Genomic DNA, 23,041 nt, shown 5'->3' with positions numbered 1-23,041 from the left:
GGTGGGTAACCTGGTTCGCATGCCCAAGGCACTGCCCGTGATCGACATGTCCGCCCCGGTCTGCTGCGCCCCCGTCGCCGCCGGTCCCGTCGACGACGCCGCCGCCCTGGAAATCGCCCTGCGCCTCAAGGCCATTGCCGACCCGGCTCGCGTGAAACTCCTGTCCCTACTCCTTGCCAGCCCTCTCGGCGAGGAGAACACCGGCGACCTGGCCGCAGCTGTCACCCTCGCCGAATCCACCGTCAGCCACCACCTCGGCCAGCTGAAGAAGGCCGGCCTGATCGAGTCCGAACGCCGCGGCATGAACACCTACCACCGCGCCCAGCGCGACTCCCTCGCCGCCCTGTGCGTCGTCCTCGACCCGAACTGCTGCCGCTAGCCGCGACTGTCGAGATCCGCGAACAGCCTCGGTTGTCAAAGGCTTTCGATGGTGTCGTGCTGCCTCAGGTGCCGGTGGCCGAAAGTCGTTGCCGGTGAGAATGCGTTGACGCGGCGGGCATTTCGTGGGCCGGCCGCGTCGATGCAACCTCGTCGTGTTCGTGTCAGTGGACGCCGGAGCCGGTCGCGGCGTTGCTGTAGATCTGCGCCATGGGGCAGGTGGGCTGGGGGTTGCCGCCGCAGAAGACCAGGACCAGGAAGCCCAGGGGGAAGAGGATCGGTGCGGTCAGCGCATCGGTGAGGGCTGAGCCGGTGGTGGCCACCGGGGTCGCGACGACGGGGGCGGGAGCGGGTGCTGCCGCTGCTGTGGCGGCGGGCGCGGCCGACGCGAGCGCGATCGAGACGATGGCTGCTGCACCAAAACGCTTGGCAATGTTCATTATTGGTCCTCCTTGGCGGGAGAGTATCGATTTGCGAACACTGTAGTTCGTGAAGATTCGGTATGAAGTGACATTGCTTCAAATTGGGTGGGATTGCGCAGGTGGCGCCGGGCGCTCGGCCGGCGAAGCCGATAGCGGCCCCTCCGTCCGGAATCTGTGCTTGGATACGCGAACCTGGGCGGCCGGCGAGGTGGTCCGATGTGACCGTCCGCTGGAACCTGTTTCACTGGGTGAGGTGGGTTTGACCAGGGATTATCGGATTCGATGCCCCGGAAGTTGGGGGCAGTTTCCCGAATCGGGGTGGGTGGGGTGAACGCGTTTTGTACACTGCCCGCTGAAGTGAATAGACGTCACTTCAGATCCTGAATTCGAGGTACCCATGAAGTCTTCAACACCGGTGGGGGTGTTTGCCGTCCGTGTCGCCGCGGCCGTGATCGGCGGGGGGCTGCTGATCGCGGGCGTTGCCGGGTGCGGCAGCGACAAGTCGTCCGACAGTTCGCCGGGCGGTGCCACCAGCACCGTCGCCACCTCGGCGAGCTCCACGGCCGCCCCCGCACCGACGACCGTCGCGCCCGCGCCGACCACCGAGGCCCCCGCGCCGCAACCGGCGGCCACGGAACCGGCCGCGCCGCAGCCCGTCGCGCCGGAGGTCGTCGCGCCGCAACCGGTCGCGCCGCAGCCGGCCGCGCCCAAGCCTGCGCCGCAGACGCAGCAGCAGCAGAAGCCCGCGCCGCCGACCCTGGACGCGCCCGGATTCGAGCCGCGTGCGGGTTACTGAGAGGGCTGGACAGGTTCGTGCTGGGTAATGGCGGGCGGTGGCTGTGTGCCGCTGCGGTAGCGCTCGCGGCCTCGGTGTCGACCGTGGCCGCGGCGAACGCGGATCCGGCCTCGCCGGATGCCGCCCCCGCGGGCAAAGAGCTGGTAGTGCTGGGTGATTCGTTCTCCGCGAACGCCTGGGACTTCTTCGACGAGGGCAACAGCTGCCTGCGCCACGGCCGGACGGCCTGGCCGGTGCAGCTGGGCCGGCTCATGGGCGTGTACGGGACCGACGAGATGGCCGATCCCTCCTGCCCGGGCGCGTCGATCGACAGCGGCCCAGGGTGGAGCCTGGCCCAGGAGGCCCAGAAAGCGGACAAGGCAGGCGCTTTCGGGCCGAATACCAAGGTCGTCACGCTGCAGTTCGGGCTCAACGACAAGTGGGGCAAGAACGACCAGACGCTCTGGAAGTCGTTGCAGGGCTGCGTGTTCAACCTGGCCGACGGCTGCGATCCGGAGTCGGTCGACCAGGGCCGGATGCCCGACTACAACGGGGTGTCCGGGGCGTTGATGGCCAAGCGCATGAGCAATGCGGTGACCTACATCAAGTACTACGCACCGAACGCCCGCATCGTGTTCGTCGGCTATCCGGAGTTGTTCGCCCCGGGCACCAGCACGGTCTGTCTCAGCATCGGCGGCATCGCGCCGTTCATCCAGCCACGTGGTCGCGCGGTGGTGGAGTACTTCGACCGCATCGACCAGGCGCAGCGGGAAGCCGCCCAGCTGCTGGGCATCGAGTTCCTGGATTCCCGCGCGCTCACCACCGGTCATGGGCTCTGCTCGTCGCAGCCCTGGCTGAATGGCGTGTTCGATCCGCGGACCGACCTCGACGGACTGTTCTTCCATCCGTCGAGCCAGGGTGATGCCGTGGTCGCCAATGCCATCTACGACCGATACGGGCACTGATGCCATCGAGATTTCGTCGATCGGACCGTTGACCATCGATAGCCTCCTCGTCGAGTTTCCCGATTGTCCAGGGGTTTTGCGGTTTGCTGAATCGCGCACCCCGGCCCTCGGGGCCTCTTGTACACTCCGCGCAAAAGTGAAAAGTTCACCGTTCAATTTGCGATTCGAGGGTTTCATGAAGTTCCGTATCCCAGGCGCGCGCACCGCGGTGGCCGCCATCGGCGGGGTCGTGCTGATCGGCGCGCTGGCGGCGTGCGGAAGCGACAAGGCCGCCGACACGCCCACCACCCCGGCGAGCACCACCGCTGCCGTCGTGAGCAGTTCGGCCGCTCCCGCGAGCAGCGCCGCCCCGGCGCCGAGCGCGGCCCCCGCACCCGCCGCGGCCCCGGAGGCCGCCACCGAAGCACCCGCCCCGCAGCCGGCGGCCCCCGCAGCGCCCGAAGCGCCTGCGGCACAACCGGTTGCGCCCAAGCCCGCGCCGCAGACCCAGCAGGCGCCCAAGCCCGCGCCGCCGACCCTGGATGCCCCCGGGTTCGAGCCCCGCGCAGGCTACTGACGAAACCGGAGTACACACGTGTCGGGAATCAACGGTCGGTGGCTGTGTGCCGCGGTGGTCGCTTTCGCCGCGGCCATGACGGGAACATCGGGGGCGCAAGCGGATTCGGTTCCGCAGGGTAAGGAACTCGTCATCCTGGGCGACTCGTTCACGGCCAACGGCTGGAACCCGCTGTCGCAGGACAAGAAGTGCGACCACGGCGACACCGCGTGGCCGGTGCAGCTGGGCGCGCTGATGGGCGTGCAGGGCACGGATCAGATGTGGAACCAGTCGTGTCCGGGCGCGTCGTTCGACACCGGGGACGGGTACACCCTGAAGGTCCAGGTGGCCAATGCCGACAAGGCGGGCGCGTTCGGGCCGAACACCAAACTGGTGACATTGCAGTTCGGGCTCAACGACTTCTGGGGCGGCGCGAAGCAGTCCCCGTGGAATTCGATCGAGCACTGCTTCTACGACGTCCTCGGTGGCTGCGGTCCCGACGCGGTGGCCGCCGGCCGGATGACCGATCCGCAGAACGTGACCGGCACCGAGTACGCCGCCCGCATCGCCAAGATCATCACCTACATCCGGTACTACGCTCCCAACGCGCACATCGTGATCGTCGGCTACCCGGAACTGTTCCGGCCCGACCAGGATTCGATCTGCTACGACATCGCGGGCATCCCGGCCACCCAGCCGCGCGGCCGCACCGTCGTCGAGTACCTCAATCGCCTCGACCAGGCCGGGCGTGAAGCCGCCGCCCAGCTGAACCTGGAATACCTGGACGCCCGTGCGCTCACCGCCGGGCACGGGCTGTGCACGCCGCAGCAGTGGGTCAACGGAGTGTTCGACCCGAAAGTCAATATCGCCGGGCTGCCGTTCCACCCCGCTCCGCAGGGCGACGCCGTGGTAGCAAACGCACTGTACGAGAGGTACACACGATGACCCGCCCGCCCGAAGTCGCCCCGCGCGAGGCCTCCGCCGCGCTCGCGGTGGAGCAGTACGCCACCCAGCTCCTCCAGCCCGCCCAGTCCACGCGGGCCGCCGAACCGGTCCTGACGGCCGAGCCGGTCCGGACGAAGGGTCTCACCGAGTACGTCGCCGAGCGCGCCCGGCGGGAGCGGCCCGCGCTGCCCTCGCTGACCGGCGCGCGGTGGTGGGCGGCCTTCGCGGTATTCGTGTTGCACGCCTTGGTGTTCCTGCCGGTGTACCCGTTCCAGAAGTCGGCGCTGTTCCGCCATATCCACGAGTGGATCCCGATGCAGCTCGGGGCCGCGGGCGTCACGTTCTTCTTCGTGCTGTCCGGCTTCATCATCTACTGGTCGTTCCGGCCGGGCATGTCGGTGCGCGCCTTCTACCGGCGGCGGGTACTCAAGATCTACCCGACGCATCTGTTGGCCGCCGCCGCCTTCATCGTGGCGGCGAGCGTGCCCCTGCACCGCGCGGTGGTGTGGGTGCCGAACCTGCTGCTGGTGCACACCTGGGTGCCGAAGTGGACCACGGTCGGCGGGCTGAACGTCCCGTCCTGGTCGCTGGCCGCGGAAGTGCTGTTCTACCTGAGCTTTCCGCTACTGCTGCCGCTGGTCATGCGAATCCCGACCCGCCGCCTGCTGCTGGCCGCGGGCCTGCTGATGCTGGGCATCGCCCTGCTGCACACCTCGTACTTCCTGTGGGTGGACGGTCCGAAGGGCATCGCGAATGCCTTTGCGCCGCGGCTGGTTCCGGGCAATGCGTCGCCGCACTACGAACTGCACGCCTCCCCGGCCTGGTTCCAGCAGCCCGACATCCCGGTGTCCCCGTCGTACTGGCTCAGCTACACTTTCCCGCTGTCGCGCCTGCCGGAGTTCTTCCTCGGCGTGCTGGCGGCCCGCATGGTGCTCGAAGGTCGTTGGCGCAATACCAATCTCGCCTGGCCGCTGGTCGCGCTGACCGTCGCGTACGCGGCGACCTGGGTGGTGCCGGTGAACTACAAGATGTCGGTGCTGCTGCTGCCCCCGATGACGGCGGTGGTGGCCACCATGGCCGCCCGGGACCTGGCCGGCATCCGCGGCCTCAACTCCCACCCGCGCATGGTGTGGCTCGGCAATGTCTCCTTCGCCTTCTACCTCATCCAGTTCCCGGTCATGGTCGTGGTCACCCGATACCTGATCGGCGGCAGGGAGTTCGGCATCCTCGGCTGGGCCGGCTTCTCCCTGCTGTGCCTGGTCGCGTCCACCGCCCTCGCCGCATTGCTCTACCACTGGGTCGACCTGCCCATCATGCGGAACTTCGCTCGCTCGAAGCGGGTCGCCCGCGCGAAGGTCTAGTCCACGCTCGAACTGTTGCTTGTCGATAGCTGTCTTTGCTGACCGACGTTCCTTGCGGCACAACCTTCCCCACTGCTGGTCGTCCGTCCTAAAGCCGGGTGGTGTTCACCACCCGGCCATGGGCAGAGCGGTGATCCGACACCTAGAACCTGTTCTATTCGGGGCGCACTTCGGTAACGACCCGCAAAGGAACATGTATGCGCCACAAAGGCGTTGGAAACGTCCATGGCAAATTCTTCGCTATCACTGCTGCGGCCGCACTGGCCGTGTTGGGGGGCTCCGCGGTCACGCCGTCTGTGGCGCAGGCCGCGGTCACCAGCCCGAACCTGATCGTGGATGGCGATGCCGAGGCGGTGGCGCAGTGCTCACCGAAGGGGCTGGACGGCATGACGCTGCCGGGCTGGACCATCGGCAAGGGTGAGCCGAATGCGGTGTGCTACGGACAGTCCGGATGGCCGGACACGTCCTCGCCGGGTCCGTCGAACCGGGGTTCGAAGTTCTTCGCCGGCGGCGGCACCGGTAATGCCGAGATGGATCAGACCATCAGCGTCTCGGCCGCGGGTGCGGCCATCGACCAGGGTGGCGTGAGCTTCGATCTCAATGGCTGGCTGGGCGGTTTCGGTGCCCAGGACGATCGGGTCAACATGACGGCGACGTTCCTCAGCGCATCGGGGTCCGAGCTCGGCTCCGCCGAGTGCGACGACGTGAGCAGTATCGATCGCGGCCTGAAAACCGGTCTGCTGCAGCGTGATACGAAGGGCACCCTGCCGAAGGGCACGCGCGCGGTGAAGATCCAGCTGAACTTCAGCTGGACCTACGGCGACACCAACGACGGCTACGCCGACAACCTGTCGTTCACCATCGGCGCCGCACTGCCCGCACCGAAGCTGACCGCACCCGCCTCGACGGTGCCTGGTTACGACCACGTCTTCGTGGTCTACCTGGAGAACCAGGACTACGACGGCCTCACCGGCATCATCGGAAATCCCCAGGCCCCCTACATCAACGGCCTGCGGTCACAGGGCGCGACACTGAGCCAGTCCTACGCCACCACGCATCCGAGTGATCCGAACTATGTCGCGCTGGCGGCCGGCGGACTGTACGGGCTGGTCGACAACAGCGTGGGCGCCACGACCATCGACGCGCGCCACATCGGCAACAGCGCGGACGCGGCGCACAAGAGCTGGAAGGGCTACGCCGAGGACGCCAACGGCAATTGCGACCTGGCTGCCCACGGCGAGTACTACCCGGATGACCTGCCGTTCGCGTACTTCAAGAACATGAAGTCCGACCAGTCCTACTGCGCGGCACACCTGCAGCCGCTCACGCAGCTGACGAGCGACCTGAAATCCGCCGCCACCACCCCGAACTTCGTGTGGTTCGCTGCCAACGAATGCCACAACATGGAGGGCTGCGGCGTGGCCTCGGGCGACAGCTGGCTGAGCACCACGGTGCCCGCGATCCTGGACTCCCCGGCCTGGAATCAGCAGCGCTCCCTGCTGATCGTGACCTTCGACGAGGGCACCACCAAGGCGTTCGGCCCGCTGTTCCCGAACCGGGTCCCGACCATCGTGCTCGGCTCGCAGAACTCCGTGAAGCCCGGCTACACCAGCTCCCAGCGCACCGACCAGTACGGCTTGCTCCGCACCATCGACACCGCCCTCGGCCTCCAGCCCCTGACCAACAACGACGGTTACGCGGCCACGGTGAACGACATCTGGTCCGGCCACTGACGGTCCCGTCGCTCGTCCGGACGGTCCGACCGCGCAGGCACACCCGGTGTGCCTGCGCGGCGTGTTCGGTGTTGCTGCGCGGCGTGTCCGGGCGACGCGCGCCATGCTGGGCGGATCGCGAGGTGCGGGATCCTGTCGGTTCGCACGGCTAGTCTGCGGGGATGGTCAAACCGGAGTCGGCGCTGCGCCGCTTGATGCGCGATACGGGAAAACTGCTGCAGCCGTATGGGTTTGAGGGGGCCGAGCCGACCTGGGTGCGGGGGATGCCCGGCGGTACGGCCACCGTGGCGCGGACGCGCACATTCCGAACGTTCACCGGTGGACAGCAGATGCTCCGATTCGGGCTGGGCGCCTGGGCGACCCCGACCGCGTGGTGGGAATTCCGCAACTGGCGCAACGAACGCCTGGGCCTTGCGCCTCTCGCGATCGAGTCCGCGGCGGGGCCCGGCCTGCTCCCGGGCGAGGGTCTACCCGAGGACCCGGACCAGCTGTGGTCGGTACGCCTCGACCCCGACCAGCCGGGGCACGTCCAGCCCGGCGATATCGACCTGATTCGCGCTGAGCTGCCCAGGCGCGTCCATGCCCACGCCCGCCGCGCGCTGCGCCTGCTCGACTCGGACAACTATCTCGAAGAGCTGCTGGCGCAACCGAGTCCGACCGTCGCCACCTGGGAGGCCATCGCCGTGCTGCTCGTCGAGCAGGGCCCGAGCTCCCGCCTCGACGAGGCTCTTGACCGCCTGACGCGCGCGGCGCGGGAGCAGCCCGACTCGCGCACTCAGGACGTCGTCGACTTCATCGCGGCCCGCACCTTGTCGAGCCGCTCGGCGTAGAGGAACACCCGTCCGCATCCCAGGCAGAGCAGGGCGAGCAGGTCCGTCAGGGCCCGCCCTTGCGCTGGATAAGACCCGAAGCGGGACGCCAGGGCGAAGAGCCGGCACATGATCAGCCTCCGACGCAGGCTGTGCCCAACCGGGTCCGTCGGCCGGCGCCACCCCTGGCCCCGATCCGGGGGGCAAGGGGTGTGGGGGCAAGGGATTTGCCGGGTACGAACCGGCCGTTCGCTGACCTAACGTTCAGCGCCGCAGGGTAATCAGTTGCGGTAGCTCTCGGAGGAATCGGCGTGGTTGTGCAGTTGGCCGTCGAGGCAGACGTCGCGGGGACGGGTGAGCCGCGATGGAGTCCGTTGCGGCGGATGGTGTTCCGGTATTCATTCGTGACGCTGGGCGTCGGAATGGCCGGGGTGTGGGTGTTGCACATGCTGCTGCGGTCGGTGGGAGTCTCGCAGCAGACCGTGATGGGTGTGGCGAAATGGACGGCACTGCATCCGCTCACGGATTGGCTGGGGGAGCGTGTCTTCGGCGTCCATGTCGACTGGTCGTTCACGGGAAGCGGGGATACCGCGGCGAATTGGGTGTCGATTTTCACCCTGCTGGTCGTCGCCGCGCCGGTCACGGCGGTGTGGTCGGTGCTGGATCGGCGGCGGCCGGACTATGTGCGGCTGTACGCGTGGTTCCGGATGGTGGTACGTCTGGCCCTGATGAGCGCCCTGCTGCTGTACGGCGTCACGAAACTGTTGCCCTCGCAGATGGCGTTCGCGCTGGACCGGCTGGTGGAGCCGTTCGGCGATCTCAGCCCGATGGCGGTGTTGTGGTCGCAGACGGCCAGTTCCGAGCCGTACGAAATCGCCTTGGGCGCAGCGGAAGTCACCGCGGGTCTGCTGCTGGTCCTGCCGGTCACCGCGGGGCTGGGTGCGCTCCTGTCGGTCGTGGTGACCCTCCAGGTGTTCCTGCTGAACCTCACCTTCGATGTGCCGGTGAAGATCCTCTCCGGCGAGCTGCTGGTGTACGCGACGGTGCTGGCGGCCCCGGATATCGGACGCACCGTACGGGCACTGGTCGGGCGGGCGGTCCCGATGCGCGTGCCCGAGCCGCTGGTCTCCTCGGTGCGCGGGCGGCGAATCCTGGTGGCGGCACAGGCGATTCTGGGGGTGTGGATATTCCTCACAACTCTCGCCGAGGGCCATGACGCCTGGCAGGCGTACGGGAACGGCCGGCCGCACTCGCCGCTCTACGGGATCTGGAACGTCACCGAATATACGGTCGCAGGCCAGGAGGTCCCGGCGCTGGTCGACTTCCGGTCCTCGCCACCGGATGGGCAGCTCGCAGGTCCACTGGACCGCTCCCGCCGACTCATCTTCGACGTCCCGCAGGGCGTGACCGCCCAGCGCATGGACGACTCGCTGGTGTCGTTCCCGGTGGAGATCGATACCGATCTGCACACCGTGACCATTACGAAGGATCTGGCGCACCAGTGGAAGCTCGCCGTCCTGAACTACGAACAGCCCCAGCCCGATCAGCTGATGCTGGACGGTCAGCTGGCCGGCCGTCCGGTCCATCTGCGCCTGACCCGGGTCGATCTCGACCGCTTCCGGTTGATCTCGCGCGGATTCCACTGGGTCCAGCCTGTGCCGTACCTCCGTTAGTGGCGGCGTGTTCGTCGCGACGTGCGGCGCGGGAGCAGCCCGACTCGCGCGCTCAGGACGTCGTCGACTTCATCGCGGCCCGCACCTTGTCGAGCCGCTCGGCGTAGAAGAACACGCGTCCGCATCCGAGGCAGAGCAGGGCGAGCAGGTCCGTCAGGGCCCGCCCGCCATTGCGCTGGATCAGATACGTATCCATATTCCCGCTCAGGGTGACGCGGCGTTCCCCGCAGTCGGGGCAGGGCGTGGCCGGTGGTGTAACCCGCTCGGGCTCGGTCTTCCTGGAGAACACCGCGCTATTGTCGCCCGGCGAGCCTATTGCTGCCCGGCGGAGCGCTGATACTCGCGCCACGCCTTCTGTGTTTCGGTGAGTTTGGGCTTCGGTGTGCGATTGCGGAAGAAATTGACCACCATCACGACCGGCAGAATGAACGCCTGGAAGAAGATGAGGTAGGAGCCGCCGTCGAAAAGGAAGGCGAGATAGAAGGCGTAGCCGAGATAGACCGCGCCGAAAATGCCGTTGATCGAGCGTGAGGCGCTGCTCTGCCCTTGTCGCACCACCGCCAGCGCCAGCATGATCACGCCACTGAGCGCGAGCAGGCCCACATACCAATTGAACATGGTTTCCCCCGAAGACAATTCGAGCCCAACCGTTCGGCTCGGCCGCGCCGAACCATAACACCGGCCGGGACCGGGCGCCATCGATAAATCGATGCACGCCCGGTGTCTCAGCGGCGGGGAATGGCGGGGGTATCCCAGGCGCGGGCGTAGCGGGTCTTGTCCGCGGACTTGTTCGGCTTGGCGCGGTACACCACGTACGGGCGCACCAGGTAGCCGATGGGCGCGGAGAACATGTGGACCAGGCGGGTGTAGGGCCAGAAGGCGATGAGGGACAACACGATCAGGCCGTGCGCCTGGAAGGTCCAGGGGGTGCCGACCATGAGGTCGGGGTGCGGATGCAGGGTGAACAGGCTGCGGAACCAGGGGGAAACGGTCTCGCGGTAGTTGTAGGTGCCCCAGAGCAGATTGCTGCCGACGGTGTTGAGCAGACCGGTGATCAGGGCGGCGGCCAGCAGGACGTACATCACCTTGTCATTGGTGGTGGTGGCCTGACGGACGGCGGGGACGGTGACGCGGCGGTAGAGCAGGATGCCGATCCCGGCGATGACCGCCACGCCCGCAACGGATCCCGCGGAGACGGCGACCACGTGATAGGTCTCCTCGGAGATGCCGACGGCGTCGGTCCAGGACTGCGGGATGAGCACGCCGAGCACGTGCCCGCCGATCACCCCGAGCATGCCGAAGTGGAACAGCGGGCTGCCCAGCCGCAGCAGGCGCGACTCGTAGACCTGTGAAGACCGTGTGGTCCAGCCGAATTGGTCGGTGCGATAGCGCCACAGGTGCCCGAGCACGAACGACGTGAACGCGATGTAGGGCAGCATCAGCCAGAGCGCGGAGCTCATCGGCGGGCCTCCGATCCGGTGAAGGCGAGCGGGTCCATGGCGAAGGGGTCCAATCCGACTTCTTCCTCGGGCGGGCCCTGGGCGGCGAGTTCGGCGATACGCCGGCGGTCGGCGGTGGTGACCGGTGGCAGGGTCGCCACCACCGACGCCAGCACCCCGGCGTAAGGAGATCCACTGTCGGAAAGCGACAACCGCAGCAGTTCCAGCACCGGGACGTGTTCGCCCAGCAGTCGTTCGCCGCCGACGGGATCGACGGTGGCGGCGAATTCGAGCAGCACGGGCAGGTGGTCGGGCAGTTCCTCGTCGCCGAGCTCGACCCCGGCGTGGCGGTAGGCATGCTTGAAACGCAGCAGCGCCATCCCGCGCTTGCGGGTGTCCCCGTAGGCGTAGAAGGTCAGGTGCAGGCTGGCCCGGCGGCGCATGTCGAAGGTCTCGACATACTCCTGGGCCAGCGCGATCGCATCGCCGGTGCGCAGGTGCGCGAGGAACCCGGCCAGCAGCGGACGGACCGCGTCCGGCAATTCCGCTGCGGCGGCGTCGAGCTCGTCGAGCATGGCCAGGGTCTGCGCGCTCGGATAGTCGAGCAGCAGCGCGCCCAGCCGCCACACCAGTCGCCGATCGCGTTCGCTCATGGCGACGGCCGGTTCGGGCCGTCGCCGCAGTTTCAGCACGCTCATCGCGGGGCTCCGGTGGATTCCGTTGCGGCGGTGGCGAGTTCGTCGATCATGGCGCGTGTGCGCGGGTGCGGGTAGTCGAGCGACAGCGCGTTCAGCCGCCAGGCCTGCCGCCGATCCTCTTCGTGCGCGGTGACGGCGGGTTCGGTGCGCCGTCGCGGTTTCAGCAGGCTCATCGTGTGGCTCCGGTGGGTTCCGGCTCGGCGGCGGCAGCGCCGCTGCTGACGCCGTCGACACCGGAACCGTGGTGGCCATTGCCGTTTCCGTTGCCGTTTCCGGACGTGGCGGTGGATACGCCGGCGCCGCTGCCGTTCGCTCCATTTCCGCCATGGCCATTGGCACCGGAGCCATTGGTGCCGGTTTCGGTGGGCACCAAGCCTTTCGTGCTCTTGCCGTCCCAGTTCAGCAGGTTGATGCGGTTGGACTTCTGGTCGGGGGAGGCATCGTTGGTGTCGGTGAGGTGGAATTTGTCGGCCATGTAGTCGAAGGCCGTCATGCCGGGGCCGCCGTCGGTGTCGAGCGAGCATCCTGTGGCGAGCGAATCCAGTTCGTGGGCACGGGAAGTCGCGCCCGACGGGATCACGTAGCGGTGTTCGTACTTCGCGATGGCCAGCAGCCGGTACATGGCCTCGATCTCTTCGGGCTCGAGACCGACGGCGTCCGGGATGGACAGATCGGGCTCCTGGCCGAGGTTGATCGAGCGCATGAACGACCGCATCCCGGCGAGCCGCTGCAACGAGGCGCGGACCGGGCCGATCTCACCGGCGGTGAACAGTTCGGCCAAGTACTCCAACGGAATACGCAGGGTGTCGATGGCGCCGAAGAGATTGTTGTGGTTCTCCCCGTCGTGCCCGGTCTGCGTGAGGGTGTCCACCACCGGCGACAGCGGCGGCACGTACCAGACCATCGGCATGGTCCGGTATTCCGGATGCAGCGGCAACGCGATCTGGTAGTCCACGATCAGCTTGTAGACCGGTGAATCCTGTGCGGCCTGAATCCATTCCGGCGAGATCCCGGCCCGCTCGGCCTCGGCGATGACGCGCGGGTCGTGCGGGTTGAGGAACACACCCAGCTGGGAGGGATAGAGGTCCTGGTCGTTCTCCACCGAGGCGGCCTCGAGAACCTTGTCGGCGTCGTAGAGCATGACCCCGATGTAGCGCAGTCGCCCGACGCAGGTTTCCGAGCAGACGGTGGGGATGCCGACTTCCACACGCGGGTAGCAGAAGGTGCATTTCTCTGCCTTGCCGGTCTTGTGGTTGAAGTAGATCTTCTTGTACGGGCATCCGGTGACGCATTGCCGCCAGCCGCGGCACTTGTCCTGGTCGACGAGCACGATGCCGTCCTCGGCGCGCTTGTAGATCGCGCCCGACGGGCACGACGCGGCACACGAGGGGTTGAGGCAGTGCTCGCAGATGCGCGGCAGGTAGAACATGAACGTTTCTTCGAACTCCAGCTTGACCTGCTCGGAGAGCTTGGCCAGCAACGGGTCCTTGCCCACCTGCTCCGGGCCCGACCCCAGCGAGTCGTCCCAGTTCGCGCCCCAGGTGACGTTGGTGTCCTCACCGGTGATCAGCGACTTGGGCCGCGCCACCGGCGTGGTGTCCATCTGTGGCGCGGACAGCAGATTGTCGTAGTCGTAGCTCCACGGGTCGTAGTAGTCCGACACCGTGGGCAGATCCGGGTTGGCGAAGATATTGAGCAGTCGCTTCATCCGCGACCCGGACTTGAGGGTCAGCCGGCCCTTCTTGTCGAGGGTCCAGCCGCCCTTCCACTTCTCCTGGTCCTCGTAGCGACGCGGATAACCCTGTCCCGGACGGGTTTCCACATTGTTGAACCACACGTACTCGGTGCCGGAACGGTTGGTCCAGGCCTGCTTGCAGGTGACGCTGCAGGTGTGGCAGCCGATGCACTTGTCCAGGTTCATGACCATGGCCAGTTGCGCCATCACACGCATATCAGTACTCCACTTCCTGCGAGCGCTTGCGAATCGTGGTGACCTCGTCGCGCTGATTTCCGGTGGGGCCGTGGTAGTTCAGCGCGAACGACTGCTGCGCATAGCCACCGATGAGGTGCGAGGGCTTGATCATGATCCGGGTCAGCGCATTGTGGATACCACCGCGTTTACCCTTGCCCCGCTTGACATCCGCCGTGCCTTCGATACGCGGCACGTTCACCGCGCGGTCCTGGGCGTGGTACATGAACACCGTGCCCTCGGGCATGCGGTGCGACACGATCGCGCGCGCCACCACGATGCCATTGCGGTTGATGGCCTCGATCCAATCATTGTCGGCGACACCAATTTTCGCGGCGTCCCTGTCCGACATCCAGATCGCCTGACCGCCGCGCGAGAGCGTCAGCATGTGCAGGTTGTCCTGGTAGGCGGAGTGGATCGACCACTTCGAGTGCGGCGTCAGATACCGCACGGTCACGCCGTTCTCGCTCACCTTGCCGATACCGGGCTCCGCGAACAGCGCGGTCATGTCCAACGGCGGCCGGTAGATCGGCAGCTGCTCGCCCAGCTCCATCATCCAGTCGTGATCGAGATAGAAGTGCTGCCGCCCGGTCAGCGTGTGCCAGGGCTTGGACCGCTCCACATTGATGGTGAACGGCGAATACCGGCGTCCGCCCGTCTCGCTCCCGGACCATTCCGGTGAGGTGATCACCGGAACGGGCCGGGCCTGCGTGTCGGCGAAGGTGATTCGCTTTCCCTCGTGTTCGGCAGCCAGGTCGGCCAGCTCGGTTCCGGTGCGCTCTTCGAGCGCATGGAACCCTTCCACCGCGAGCCGGCCGTTGGTGGTGCCGGACAGTGCCAGGATCGCCTCGGCCGCGTGGGTGTCCTTGGCCAGGGACGGACGGCCCTGCGCGACACCGGAAACCACAGTGCCGTTGACGCCGCGCAGGTAATCTACCTCGATATCGGGCAGAGTGGTGACACCCTTGGTGGTGAGTCCCAGCGTTTCGACCAACGGCCCGAGCGCGGCCATCTTGTCCGCGACATTCGGGTAGTCACGTTCGACGACAACGAGTTTCGGCATGGTGACACCCGGAACGGCCTCGCATTCGCCGTGCTTCCAGTCCAGCACCCGCCCGCCGGCCTGCGCCAGCGCGTCGGCCGTGTCGTGCTGCAGCGGCACCGCGACCAGGTCCCGGCGCACGCCCAGGTGCTTCTCGGCCAGCCAGGAGAACCCGCGGGCAATGCGGTGGAAGGCCTCGAAATCGGTCTTGGCTTCCCACGGCGGGGAGATGGCCGGGGAGAAGGCGTGCACGAACGGGTGCATGTCGGTGGAGGACAGGTCGTGCTTCTCGTACCAGGTGGCGGCCGGGAACACGATGTCGGAGAACAGGGTCGTGGACGTCATGCGGAAGTCCATCGACATCAGCAGATCCAGCTTGCCGGTGGCGGCCTCGTCGCGCCATTCCAGCTCCTGCGGGCGCACCCCGGTGGTCTCGGTGGTCTGCAGGTTGGAGTCCGCGCCGAGCAGGTGCTTGTGGAAGTACTCGTTGCCCTTGCCGGAGGAACCCAGCAGGTTGGCGCGCCACACCGTCAGCACGCGCGGGAAGTTCTCGGGTGCGTCGGGATCCTCGCAGGCGAAGCGAAGATCGCCCGACTTCAGGCCGTCCACCACGTAATCCGCGGGTGTCCTGCCCGCATGCTCGGCCTCGTCGACCAGATCGAGGGGATTGCGGTTGAGCGTCGGATACGACGGCATCCAGCCCAGGCGTGTTGCGAGCGCGATATTGTCGGCCGCCGTGCGCCCGGAGAAGGTGCCCTTGCTCAACGGTGAGGCGAACGACTCGGAGGTGAACGGGTCGTAGCGCCACTGGTTGTTGGCCAGGTACCAGAACACGGTGCCCTGCATCTGCCGCGGCGGCCGCTGCCAGTCCGAGGCGAAAGCCAGTGTGGCCCAACCGGTCACCGGCCGGCACTTCTCCTGGCCCACGTAATGCGCCCAGCCGCCGCCGTTCACGCCCTGGCAGCCGGTGAGCAGGGTCAGGGTGAAGAAGGAGCGGTAGATCTGGTCGGAGTGGAACCAGTGGTTGGTGCCCGCGCCCATGAGGATCATGGACCGGCCCTTGGAACGCTCGGCATTGTCGGCGAATTCGCGGCCGAGGCGTTCGGCCTGCTGAGCGGGGACGCCGGTGATCGACTCCTGCCAGGCGGGAGTGTACGGCTGGGTCGCATCGTCATAGCCGGTCGGCCAACTGCCGGGCAGGCCGGACCGGGCTACGCCATACTGCGCCAGCAGCAGGTCGAACACCGTCGTCACCCGTCGTCCCGCGATGACGGTGGTGGGCACGCCACGGGTGAGGACAGCTGCATCACTGCCCTCGAACCCACCCGGCGGCCCGTCGAAGCGGGGGAACTGCACGGCCGCAACATCATCGGTGCGCCCGTACAGGGTCAGCAGGGGATCGGTGTCCCCCAGGTCCAGGTTCCAGCGGCCCTTGCCCGTCTCGTTGAAGCGGTGGCCGAGAGAGCCATTGGGCACCTGCGGATTACCGTCCGCGTCCAGCAACACCGTCTGGTGCTCGACGCCCTCGCCGGTGCGGCCGAGATCGGCGGCGGTGAGGAACTTGCCGGGTGTGAAGGTGTGACCGCTGTAGTCGCCTTCGGTGGACCAGCCGCCCTCGTGCTCGTCCAGCACCACCAGGTACGGCAGATCGGTGTAGCGCTTGACGTAGTCGTTGAAATACGGAGTCTGCTTGTCCACGAAGAACTCTCGCAGCACCACGTGACCCATGGCCATGGCCAGGGCGGCGTCCGTACCCGGGCGCGCGGGCACCCACTCGTCGGCGAACTTGGTGTTGTCGGCGTAGTCCGGGGAGACCACCACGACCTTCTGGCCGCGGTAGCGGGCCTCGGTCATGTAGTGCGCGTCCGGGGTTCGGGTGACCGGGACATTGGAGCCCCACATGATCAGATAGCCGGCGTCGAACCAGTCGGCGGACTCGGGAACGTCGGTCTGGTCGCCGAAGACCTGCGGGGAGGCGACGGGTAGGTCGGCGTACCAGTCGTAGAACGACAGCATCGAGCCGCCGATCAGCGAGATGAACCGGGCGCCGACCGCATGCGAGACCATGGACATGGCCGGGATCGGCGAGAAACCCGCGATGCGGTCGGGGCCGTACTGCTTGATCGTGTAAACGTGTGCGGCGGCGGCGATTTCGGCGGCTTCCCACCATTCGGCGCGCACGAACCCGCCCTTGCCGCGCGCGGACTTGTAGGCCTTGGCCCGGTCCGCGTCCTCGACAATGGACTCCCACGCCAGCACCGGATCCTTGAGCCGGGTCTTGGCCTCGCGGTACAGCTCCAGCAGCGTGCCGCGCACGTACGGGTAGCGGATGCGCGCGGGGGAGTAGGTATACCAGGAGAACGACGCGCCACGCGGACAGCCGCGCGGTTCGTACTCCGGCTTGTCGGCGCCGACGCTCGGGTAGTCGGTCTGCTGCGACTCCCAGGTGATCACGCCGTCGGAGACGTAGATCTTCCACGAGCACGAACCGGTGCAGTTCACGCCGTGCGTGGACCGCACCACCTTGTCGTGCGACCACCGATCCCGGTAGAACTCGTCGGCCTCGCGCCCGCCCACCTTGTGCAGGGTGCGCAGATCACCGGACACCTCGCCGCGGTTGAAGTACTTCCCCAGTCGAAGCAGCGCATCGGCGGACGAGTGTCCGTTCTGCGTAATAGCCATAACGCCCCCTTCGAGCTGGAAAACCGGGCTGCCGGCTCGACTGTAGGGACGCGGGGGGAGGCATCAAAACGGTTTGCTCACAATGCTCGAAGCGCATTTGTGAGCTGTGAGATCGCCGCAATGTTCCGGTCACTGCGGGGTAGCGGCCGAGGTCACACCTTCCGGTCGCGACCTGGGGAAACCCCTTCGCAGGCGGTGAAACACGTTCTCGGAAGGGGCTTCCGGGGCAGTGGCGGTGAAGCTTCCGAAACGGTTGGTTCTCGGTTACTTAATATTTGTTAACACACCTTCGGATTGCTGAGTGATCGCTATATCGTGCACCCATGCAACGATTCGACGGCGTCATCGAGACCGCTGCCAACGGCGGTGCATACATTCGCATTCCCCCCGACATCATCACCGCCCTCGGTGGCGGCGGCCGCATCCCAGTCCAGGCCACCTTCGACGGCATCCGCTATCGCGGCTCCATCGCCAACATGGGTGCGGGACTGTGCCTGGGACTGCTGAAGGCGATCCGCGCCGAACTCGGCAAGGGGGCCGGCGACCGGGTCGCCGTCACTGTCGAGCGTGACACAGTGGAGCGCACCATAACTGTCCCCGACGACCTCGCCGCCGCACTGCGGGATGCGGGGGTGCAGGACGCCTTCGACAGGCTCTCGTACACCAACCGCCGTGAGCACGTCACCGCCGTGACCGATGCCAAGAAACCGGAGACTCGCACTCGCCGGATCGGCAAGATCGTCGAGTCCCTCGCCGGCGGTTCTTGAAACGGATCCGATGTCACATCGAAATTCGTTGACGGAGTTGCAATTTCATATCTGATCCGTTGAATTACGTTGTAATATAGGACATTTCGGGTTCCTGATATTTAAGGATAGCGATAGAATTAGTGCATGGATTCGACGGGGGTGACACTCGACACGTGCGGCATCGCAGAACTGGCGGCCGCCGTCGAAGCCCTGTCCGATTCGGTCCTCCACGGGAACCTCACTCCGCTCGCTGACGGTGATGTCGTGGATTTGATGCAGCGGTTGGAAACCTGCAAACGTCAACTGTCGGCGCTGGATTCACGCCTGATCATCGAGGCCTGCAATCGTTCGCTGCCCGAAGGCAGTGGGGCGAAGGGGGTGGTGCCGTTCCTGCGGCAGACCTTGGGTCTGTCGAAGTACGACGCATCGGTGCGGGTGAAGATCACCATGCAGTGCGGGGAATTCTTCGAACCCACCGGACACCTGCGCCCAGCGGCGTTGGAGAAGACCGCCGAAGCCTATGAGACAGGCGATATCTCACGCGATCATGTCCGCAACATCATCGACGTGATGAACCACCTGCCCGCCGACATCGCGGCAGAGACGCGCGCGGAAGCCGAGGACATCCTGGTCGGCCATTCCCGTGTCGGCTGGCCCGATGATCTGCCCAAGATCGGCCGTGACATCCTCGCCCGGGTCGACCCGGACGGCAAGGTCGTCTCGGACACCGACCGCCGTCGCAAGCGCGGAATCCTGCTGTGCCGCCCCGGCATCGATGGCATGTCCTGGATCGAAGGCTGGATCACCCCCGAACTGCGGGCCCTGCTCGATGCCGTGTTCGCCAAGTTCGCGCGCCCGGGCATGTGCAACCTCGAAGACCCCGAAAGCCCCACCGCCACCGCCACTGTCATCGACTCGAAGGCCCTCGAGGCCGCCGCCCGCCGCGACCGCCGCGACGCCGGTCAGCGCACCCACGACGCCCTGTTCGCGCTCCTGCAGCCCGGCGTCGACCCCGCCAAACTCGGCTCCCACCGCGGTCTGCCGGTCCAAGCCATCCTGACCATGAACCTCGCCGACCTCGAGCGTGGAGCCGGGGTCGCGACCACCGCCTCCGGCGGCCACGTCTCGATCAACGAGGCGTTGAAGCTGGCCGAGGGCACCCGCCCGGTACTGGTGGTCCTCGACGCCGACGGGCTGCCGCTGTACCTGGGCCGCTGCCAACGCCTGGCCACCCCCGCCCAACGGTTGGCGTTGATCGCCCGCGACAAGGGCTGCACCCGCCCGGGATGTGATGCGCCCGCGAGTATGTGCGCGGTGCACCACATCACCGACTGGGCCAAGGGCGGGCCGACCGATCTGACCAATCTGACCCTGGTGTGCGATCACTGCCACGCACTGGTCAACGACAGTCCCGACGGTTGGAAAACCGTTGTCATGGGCAAGGATTCCCCGTATCGGGGCCGGACCGGGTGGATTGCCCCGAAACGCCTCGACCCCACCGGCATTCCTCGCGTGAACGACAGACATCACGTAGGGCAGCAGGTCGCCGCTGCCATCGAATCCAGTTGCCAGAAGTGGGGTTCACGAGCAGCGTGATTCCTGGCCGCTCGTGTGCTGCTGGCGTGCGCAGGGCATGGGGAGGTGCGGGTGGACGATCGGCCTCGTGTGGGGCAGTGGGTCGCGGCTGCGATCGATTCCAGTTGCTGGAGGTGGGGTTCACGGGTGGCGTGATTCCCGGCTGCTCGTGCTCTGCTGGCATGCGCAGAGCACAGGGAGGTACGGGTGAACGACCGCCACCACGTGGGGCAGTGGGTCGCCGCTGCCGTCGAATCCAGTTGCCAGAAGTGGGTGCACGGGCCGCGTGATTCCCGGCTGCTCGTGTCCTGCTGGCGTGCGCGGGGCGCCGGGGAGGTGCGGGTGGACGATCGGCATCGCGTGGGGCAGTGGGTCGCGGCTGCGGTCGATTCCAGTTGCCGGAGGTGGGGTGCTCGGGCGGCGTGATTCCCGGCTGCTCGTGTCGGGCTGGTGTGCGCAGGGCACGGGGAAGTGTGGTCACCTCGCCTGCCCTACCGGACTTGGGCTGACGCCGGGTCGGGAGCGTCTCCCACCGACCCCGGCCCAGGGACTGCACGCATCACCTTCTACAGACACAACCCATCGCAAGTCCATCCTGAATTCCTCGAACGCCGAACAACCACAGCGGTCTTCTCCTCGCTAGATCCCATCCTGCGGATACCCCAACCCCGAGATCCAAGCGAATACCTCCTGCAGCGACACCCACATGCAGGTTCAAAGGTGATTGGGCTGGTAGGTGTAGGCGCGTCCTCAACCCCGGCCCCCTCCCTTCTCCAGGCGTCTTTGTCTTTTGATCTTTTGGTTCTTTGTCTTTTCGTCCTTTCGGGTTGCCGGCTTCGGGTTTTGGGTCTGCTACTCCGCTATCAGTTCGGCTTCGGAATCCAAGACTTGTTGGGCTGACTCGGGCACGCCGACGGGGCCGGGCCGATAGGTGATGGAGTGGAGGGAACCGGAGTAGCGGAAGACGCCTCGGCGGTCGCGGAGGGGCCAGGAGACGGGACCGCGGGCGTCGAGGCCGACGGAGATCCCCGTCCAGGGGGACATGCCGACGAGTTGGACCTGATTGGGGAGGGTGGCGGCGCGGACGCCGTCGATGCCGATGGTGAAATCCCAGCGCAGGTGAGGTTGGACGGTGGCGGAGACGGTGAAATGGCCGCTGCCGGAGGGGATTTCACCGGCGTCGACTTCGGTGTAGCGGCCGTAGGCGTTGTAGCCGAAGATCAGGTGGTCGTTCTCCACGTAGAGGAGGTAGCCGCCCAGCGGGTCGCCGTGGGCGACGAGAACGCCCTCATCGCCGGGACGGTAACCAGCCAATTCCACTGTGATCGTGAAGTCGCGGTAGGCGATCAGTCGCTGGGAGCGATAGCGCTCGAGGGTGGGGGTGCCGGGCAGGATGCGGACCTGCTCGCCGAGCCGGGCCTCCTCCGGTCGGCGCCGAGCCAGGTCCTGCCGGGTGACGAGCGGGAAAACCGTGTTGTGCCACGCGGCTTCGTCCCACGCGGCCGAGAGCTCGGCGACCTTGTCCGGACGCTGCTCGGAAAGATCGTGGAGCTCGGTCGGATCGGTGCGGACGTCGAACAGCTGCCAGCGTGGATTGTCGATGCCGCGCTCGGGCTCATAGAGCGCGAGGAGTTTCCAGCCGTCGCGGTAGAAGCCGCGGTGGCCGGTCATCTCCGAATACTGCTCGACGTGCTGCGAGACGGCGGCCGGGTCGCTCAGCACATCCACCGCCGAGACGCCGTCGAAGTCCTTGGCGGGCAGTCCGTTCCGGACCGTCGGCCGTTCGAGCCCGGCGAGTTCCAGCAGCGTGGGCGCGAGGTCGGTGATGTAGACGTACTCCTCGCGCACCCCGGTATCGGCCTCCGTGCGCGGCAGCCCCCTGGGCCACGACAGCACGAACGGCACCCGCACCCCGCCGGCGAAGGTCTGCCCCTTGTAGAAGCGGAACGGCGTATTCGACGCCTGCCCCCACCCGCGCGGATAGTGCACCCCCAGTTTCGCGGTGCCGATCAACTCGTCGTCGTGCGGCACATCCCGCTCCCAGTCGGGCTCGTCGACCTGGGCGAACTGCGCGAAATAGGTCCGGGTGCCCTCGGGCCCGCCCTCCGCGGTGCCGCCATTGTCGGAGGTGAACACGATAATGGTGTTGTCCAACTCGCCGAACTGCTCGAGCACCTCCACGATCCGCCCCAGGCTCTGGTCGATGCTGTCGACCATGCCCGCGTACACCTCCATGTACCGCTCGAACCGCGCCCGCTGCTCATCGGTCAGCGCATCCCACTCCTGCGCTTCATAACCCGGCTCGGTATTGCGCGGCTTCTGCTGTGTCCCCGCCGGGAACAGCCCCTGCGCGATCTGTGCGGCGAATCGGCTCTGCCGCAACCGATCCCAGCCCTCCCGATACCGCCCCCGATACTTGGCCTGATCCGCGGGCTTGGCCTGCAACGGCCCGTGCATGGCGGTGTGCGCGAAGTAGAGGAAGAACGGTTTGGCCGCGTCGTGCGCCCGCAGGTCCTTGAGGTAGCCGATGGCGCGATCGGTGTAGTCGTCGGTCAGGTAGTACCCCTCCGGATACTCCTCGACATCCACCGCCGAACTGTCGGAGATCAGCTGATTCGGATAGTAGAAGGAGTTCAACCCCTCCAGCGACCCGTAGTACCGGTCGAATCCACGCTGCGTCGGCCACGAATCCCGGTGCGCCGCCGGATGCAGCGTGGCATCGCGGACCAGATGCCACTTCCCGACCGCGTATGTCGCATATCCGTTGGCGCGCAATATTTCCGGCAATGTCAGCACGTCATCGGCCAATTCCAGCCGCAGCCCCGGATAGCCGGGATCGGCATTCGCCACGAAGCCGAAACCCGCACGGTGGGAATTGATTCCGGTCAGCAGCGCCGCCCGCGACGGTGAGCACAAGGGGGTCGTGTGGAAGTTGGTGAGCCGCAATCCGTTCGCGGCGAGCCGATCCAGGGTCGGGGTCTCGATCTCCGACCCGAACGGGCCGATATCGCTGAAGCCCATATCGTCGACGAGCACCACGACGATATTGGGCGCACCGGCGGGCGCGGTCGGCGGATAGTTCCACTCCGGCGTGGAATCGGCGGTGGTGCGGCCGATCTCGCCGGCGAAATTCTCATAGCCACGGGCATGGGCGGGGACTGACATGCTCCCAGCAAAGGGCGCGGGCCCGTGCCGGAGCCAGGGTTTCACTCTGGCTGCGTGCAACCGGTGATCCGTCATACATCCGCGGATAGCGTCGCCGCACACCATTCGGCCCCGGTCCACACTCGA

At 66.8% G+C, this 23,041-nt stretch carries 21 protein-coding genes; 12 read left to right on the top strand and 9 right to left on the bottom strand.

The window, feature by feature from the left end:
* Positions 1-19: 19 nt before the first annotated feature.
* The gene (locus tag ACFXKA_RS12145) at positions 20-379 is read left to right on the top strand and encodes an Rv2640c family ArsR-like transcriptional regulator (RefSeq protein WP_379427202.1); all 360 of its coding nucleotides are present in this window, start codon (positions 20-22) and stop codon (positions 377-379) included.
* Between the two features lie 163 nt (positions 380-542).
* On the opposite strand, the gene ACFXKA_RS12140 is transcribed toward ACFXKA_RS12145, so the two are convergent.
* Positions 543-818 carry a hypothetical protein gene (locus ACFXKA_RS12140; protein ID WP_354840333.1) on the bottom strand — a complete coding sequence of 92 codons (276 nt, stop codon included), beginning with the start codon at positions 816-818 and terminating at the stop codon, positions 543-545.
* Between the two features lie 379 nt (positions 819-1,197).
* Here ACFXKA_RS12140 and ACFXKA_RS12135 point away from each other — a divergent pair, with 379 nt between their 5' ends.
* The 8 genes from ACFXKA_RS12135 to ACFXKA_RS12100 all read left to right on the top strand — a co-directional run bounded on the left by ACFXKA_RS12135 (position 1,198) and on the right by ACFXKA_RS12100 (position 9,596).
* Positions 1,198-1,596, top strand: a complete 399-nt coding sequence (locus ACFXKA_RS12135) for a hypothetical protein (protein WP_379427201.1) — start codon at positions 1,198-1,200, stop codon at positions 1,594-1,596.
* Positions 1,597-1,613: 17 nt separating this feature from the next.
* Positions 1,614-2,540: an SGNH/GDSL hydrolase family protein gene (locus tag ACFXKA_RS12130; protein ID WP_379427200.1), complete on the top strand. Its 927-nt coding sequence runs from the start codon at positions 1,614-1,616 to the stop codon at positions 2,538-2,540.
* A 175-nt stretch (positions 2,541-2,715) separates the two neighbouring features.
* A complete protein-coding gene (locus ACFXKA_RS12125; protein ID WP_354840341.1) occupies positions 2,716-3,096 on the top strand; it encodes a hypothetical protein in 381 nt (126 codons plus the stop codon).
* Between the two features lie 18 nt (positions 3,097-3,114).
* The gene (locus tag ACFXKA_RS12120; RefSeq protein ID WP_379427199.1) at positions 3,115-4,020 is read left to right on the top strand and encodes an SGNH/GDSL hydrolase family protein; all 906 of its coding nucleotides are present in this window, start codon (positions 3,115-3,117) and stop codon (positions 4,018-4,020) included.
* Positions 4,017-5,381 carry an acyltransferase family protein gene (locus tag ACFXKA_RS12115; protein WP_379427198.1) on the top strand — a complete coding sequence of 455 codons (1,365 nt, stop codon included), beginning with the start codon at positions 4,017-4,019 and terminating at the stop codon, positions 5,379-5,381. Before ACFXKA_RS12120 ends, ACFXKA_RS12115 begins: the two co-directional genes overlap by 4 nt.
* A 197-nt stretch (positions 5,382-5,578) precedes the next feature.
* The gene (locus ACFXKA_RS12110) at positions 5,579-7,114 is read left to right on the top strand and encodes an alkaline phosphatase family protein (RefSeq protein WP_379427196.1); all 1,536 of its coding nucleotides are present in this window, start codon (positions 5,579-5,581) and stop codon (positions 7,112-7,114) included.
* Positions 7,115-7,275: 161 nt separating this feature from the next.
* Positions 7,276-7,944 carry a hypothetical protein gene (locus ACFXKA_RS12105; protein WP_379427195.1) on the top strand — a complete coding sequence of 223 codons (669 nt, stop codon included), beginning with the start codon at positions 7,276-7,278 and terminating at the stop codon, positions 7,942-7,944.
* A 290-nt stretch (positions 7,945-8,234) separates the two neighbouring features.
* Complete coding sequence (locus tag ACFXKA_RS12100) at positions 8,235-9,596, top strand: DoxX family protein (protein WP_379427194.1); 1,362 nt, start codon at positions 8,235-8,237, stop codon at positions 9,594-9,596.
* A 52-nt stretch (positions 9,597-9,648) separates the two neighbouring features.
* On the opposite strand, the gene ACFXKA_RS12095 is transcribed toward ACFXKA_RS12100, so the two are convergent.
* The 7 genes from ACFXKA_RS12095 to ACFXKA_RS12065 form a co-directional block, all read right to left on the bottom strand.
* Positions 9,649-9,885 carry a hypothetical protein gene (locus ACFXKA_RS12095; RefSeq protein ID WP_354840357.1) on the bottom strand — a complete coding sequence of 79 codons (237 nt, stop codon included), beginning with the start codon at positions 9,883-9,885 and terminating at the stop codon, positions 9,649-9,651.
* Between the two features lie 23 nt (positions 9,886-9,908).
* Positions 9,909-10,199 carry a hypothetical protein gene (locus ACFXKA_RS12090; protein WP_379379444.1) on the bottom strand — a complete coding sequence of 97 codons (291 nt, stop codon included), beginning with the start codon at positions 10,197-10,199 and terminating at the stop codon, positions 9,909-9,911.
* A 122-nt stretch (positions 10,200-10,321) separates the two neighbouring features.
* Entirely contained in the window at positions 10,322-11,056 is a 735-nt protein-coding gene (gene narI / locus ACFXKA_RS12085; protein ID WP_379427193.1) for a respiratory nitrate reductase subunit gamma, read from the bottom strand.
* On the bottom strand, positions 11,053-11,733 hold the full coding sequence (narJ, locus tag ACFXKA_RS12080; RefSeq protein ID WP_379427192.1) for a nitrate reductase molybdenum cofactor assembly chaperone: 681 nt from the start codon (positions 11,731-11,733) through the stop codon (positions 11,053-11,055). The genes narI and narJ overlap by 4 nt, the downstream gene beginning before the upstream one ends.
* Complete coding sequence (locus ACFXKA_RS12075) at positions 11,730-11,906, bottom strand: hypothetical protein (RefSeq protein WP_379427191.1); 177 nt, start codon at positions 11,904-11,906, stop codon at positions 11,730-11,732. The genes narJ and ACFXKA_RS12075 overlap by 4 nt, the downstream gene beginning before the upstream one ends.
* On the bottom strand, positions 11,903-13,675 hold the full coding sequence (narH, locus tag ACFXKA_RS12070) for a nitrate reductase subunit beta (protein ID WP_379427222.1): 1,773 nt from the start codon (positions 13,673-13,675) through the stop codon (positions 11,903-11,905). The genes ACFXKA_RS12075 and narH overlap by 4 nt, the downstream gene beginning before the upstream one ends.
* 10 nt (positions 13,676-13,685) lie before the next feature.
* The gene (locus ACFXKA_RS12065) at positions 13,686-17,426 is read right to left on the bottom strand and encodes a nitrate reductase subunit alpha (protein WP_379427190.1); all 3,741 of its coding nucleotides are present in this window, start codon (positions 17,424-17,426) and stop codon (positions 13,686-13,688) included.
* A 323-nt stretch (positions 17,427-17,749) separates the two neighbouring features.
* Here ACFXKA_RS12065 and ACFXKA_RS12060 point away from each other — a divergent pair, with 323 nt between their 5' ends.
* The 3 genes from ACFXKA_RS12060 to ACFXKA_RS12050 all read left to right on the top strand — a co-directional run bounded on the left by ACFXKA_RS12060 (position 17,750) and on the right by ACFXKA_RS12050 (position 20,176).
* Complete coding sequence (locus ACFXKA_RS12060) at positions 17,750-18,193, top strand: YdeI/OmpD-associated family protein (RefSeq protein WP_379427189.1); 444 nt, start codon at positions 17,750-17,752, stop codon at positions 18,191-18,193.
* A gap of 126 nt (positions 18,194-18,319) precedes the next feature.
* Complete coding sequence (locus tag ACFXKA_RS12055) at positions 18,320-19,771, top strand: DUF222 domain-containing protein (protein WP_379427188.1); 1,452 nt, start codon at positions 18,320-18,322, stop codon at positions 19,769-19,771.
* 186 nt (positions 19,772-19,957) lie between these two features.
* Positions 19,958-20,176: a hypothetical protein gene (locus tag ACFXKA_RS12050; protein WP_379427187.1), complete on the top strand. Its 219-nt coding sequence runs from the start codon at positions 19,958-19,960 to the stop codon at positions 20,174-20,176.
* Between the two features lie 426 nt (positions 20,177-20,602).
* Here ACFXKA_RS12050 and ACFXKA_RS12045 read toward each other — a convergent pair whose 3' ends face one another.
* Positions 20,603-22,915 (bottom strand): arylsulfatase, encoded by a 2,313-nt coding sequence (locus tag ACFXKA_RS12045; RefSeq protein ID WP_379427186.1) that lies wholly within the window; start codon positions 22,913-22,915, stop codon positions 20,603-20,605.
* Between the last annotated feature and the right edge of the window lie 126 nt (positions 22,916-23,041).

This window comes from Nocardia sp. NPDC059228, assembly GCF_042754245.1.
GTDB lineage: Bacteria > Actinomycetota > Actinomycetes > Mycobacteriales > Mycobacteriaceae > Nocardia.
This window is presented reverse-complemented; position numbering and strand designations above follow the sequence as displayed.

Coding starts and splice junctions, on each gene's coding strand:
- ACFXKA_RS12145 (WP_379427202.1), top strand. CDS start 20: ATGCCCAAGGCACTGCCCGTGATCGACATGTCCGCCCCGGTCTGCTGC.
- ACFXKA_RS12140 (WP_354840333.1), bottom strand. CDS start 818: ATGAACATTGCCAAGCGTTTTGGTGCAGCAGCCATCGTCTCGATCGCG.
- ACFXKA_RS12135 (WP_379427201.1), top strand. CDS start 1,198: ATGAAGTCTTCAACACCGGTGGGGGTGTTTGCCGTCCGTGTCGCCGCG.
- ACFXKA_RS12125 (WP_354840341.1), top strand. CDS start 2,716: ATGAAGTTCCGTATCCCAGGCGCGCGCACCGCGGTGGCCGCCATCGGC.
- ACFXKA_RS12115 (WP_379427198.1), top strand. CDS start 4,017: ATGACCCGCCCGCCCGAAGTCGCCCCGCGCGAGGCCTCCGCCGCGCTC.
- ACFXKA_RS12110 (WP_379427196.1), top strand. CDS start 5,579: ATGCGCCACAAAGGCGTTGGAAACGTCCATGGCAAATTCTTCGCTATC.
- ACFXKA_RS12105 (WP_379427195.1), top strand. CDS start 7,276: ATGGTCAAACCGGAGTCGGCGCTGCGCCGCTTGATGCGCGATACGGGA.
- narI (WP_379427193.1), bottom strand. CDS start 11,056: ATGAGCTCCGCGCTCTGGCTGATGCTGCCCTACATCGCGTTCACGTCG.
- narJ (WP_379427192.1), bottom strand. CDS start 11,733: ATGAGCGTGCTGAAACTGCGGCGACGGCCCGAACCGGCCGTCGCCATG.
- ACFXKA_RS12075 (WP_379427191.1), bottom strand. CDS start 11,906: ATGAGCCTGCTGAAACCGCGACGGCGCACCGAACCCGCCGTCACCGCG.
- narH (WP_379427222.1), bottom strand. CDS start 13,675: ATGGCGCAACTGGCCATGGTCATGAACCTGGACAAGTGCATCGGCTGC.
- ACFXKA_RS12065 (WP_379427190.1), bottom strand. CDS start 17,426: ATGGCTATTACGCAGAACGGACACTCGTCCGCCGATGCGCTGCTTCGA.
- ACFXKA_RS12060 (WP_379427189.1), top strand. CDS start 17,750: ATGCAACGATTCGACGGCGTCATCGAGACCGCTGCCAACGGCGGTGCA.
- ACFXKA_RS12055 (WP_379427188.1), top strand. CDS start 18,320: ATGGATTCGACGGGGGTGACACTCGACACGTGCGGCATCGCAGAACTG.
- ACFXKA_RS12045 (WP_379427186.1), bottom strand. CDS start 22,915: ATGTCAGTCCCCGCCCATGCCCGTGGCTATGAGAATTTCGCCGGCGAG.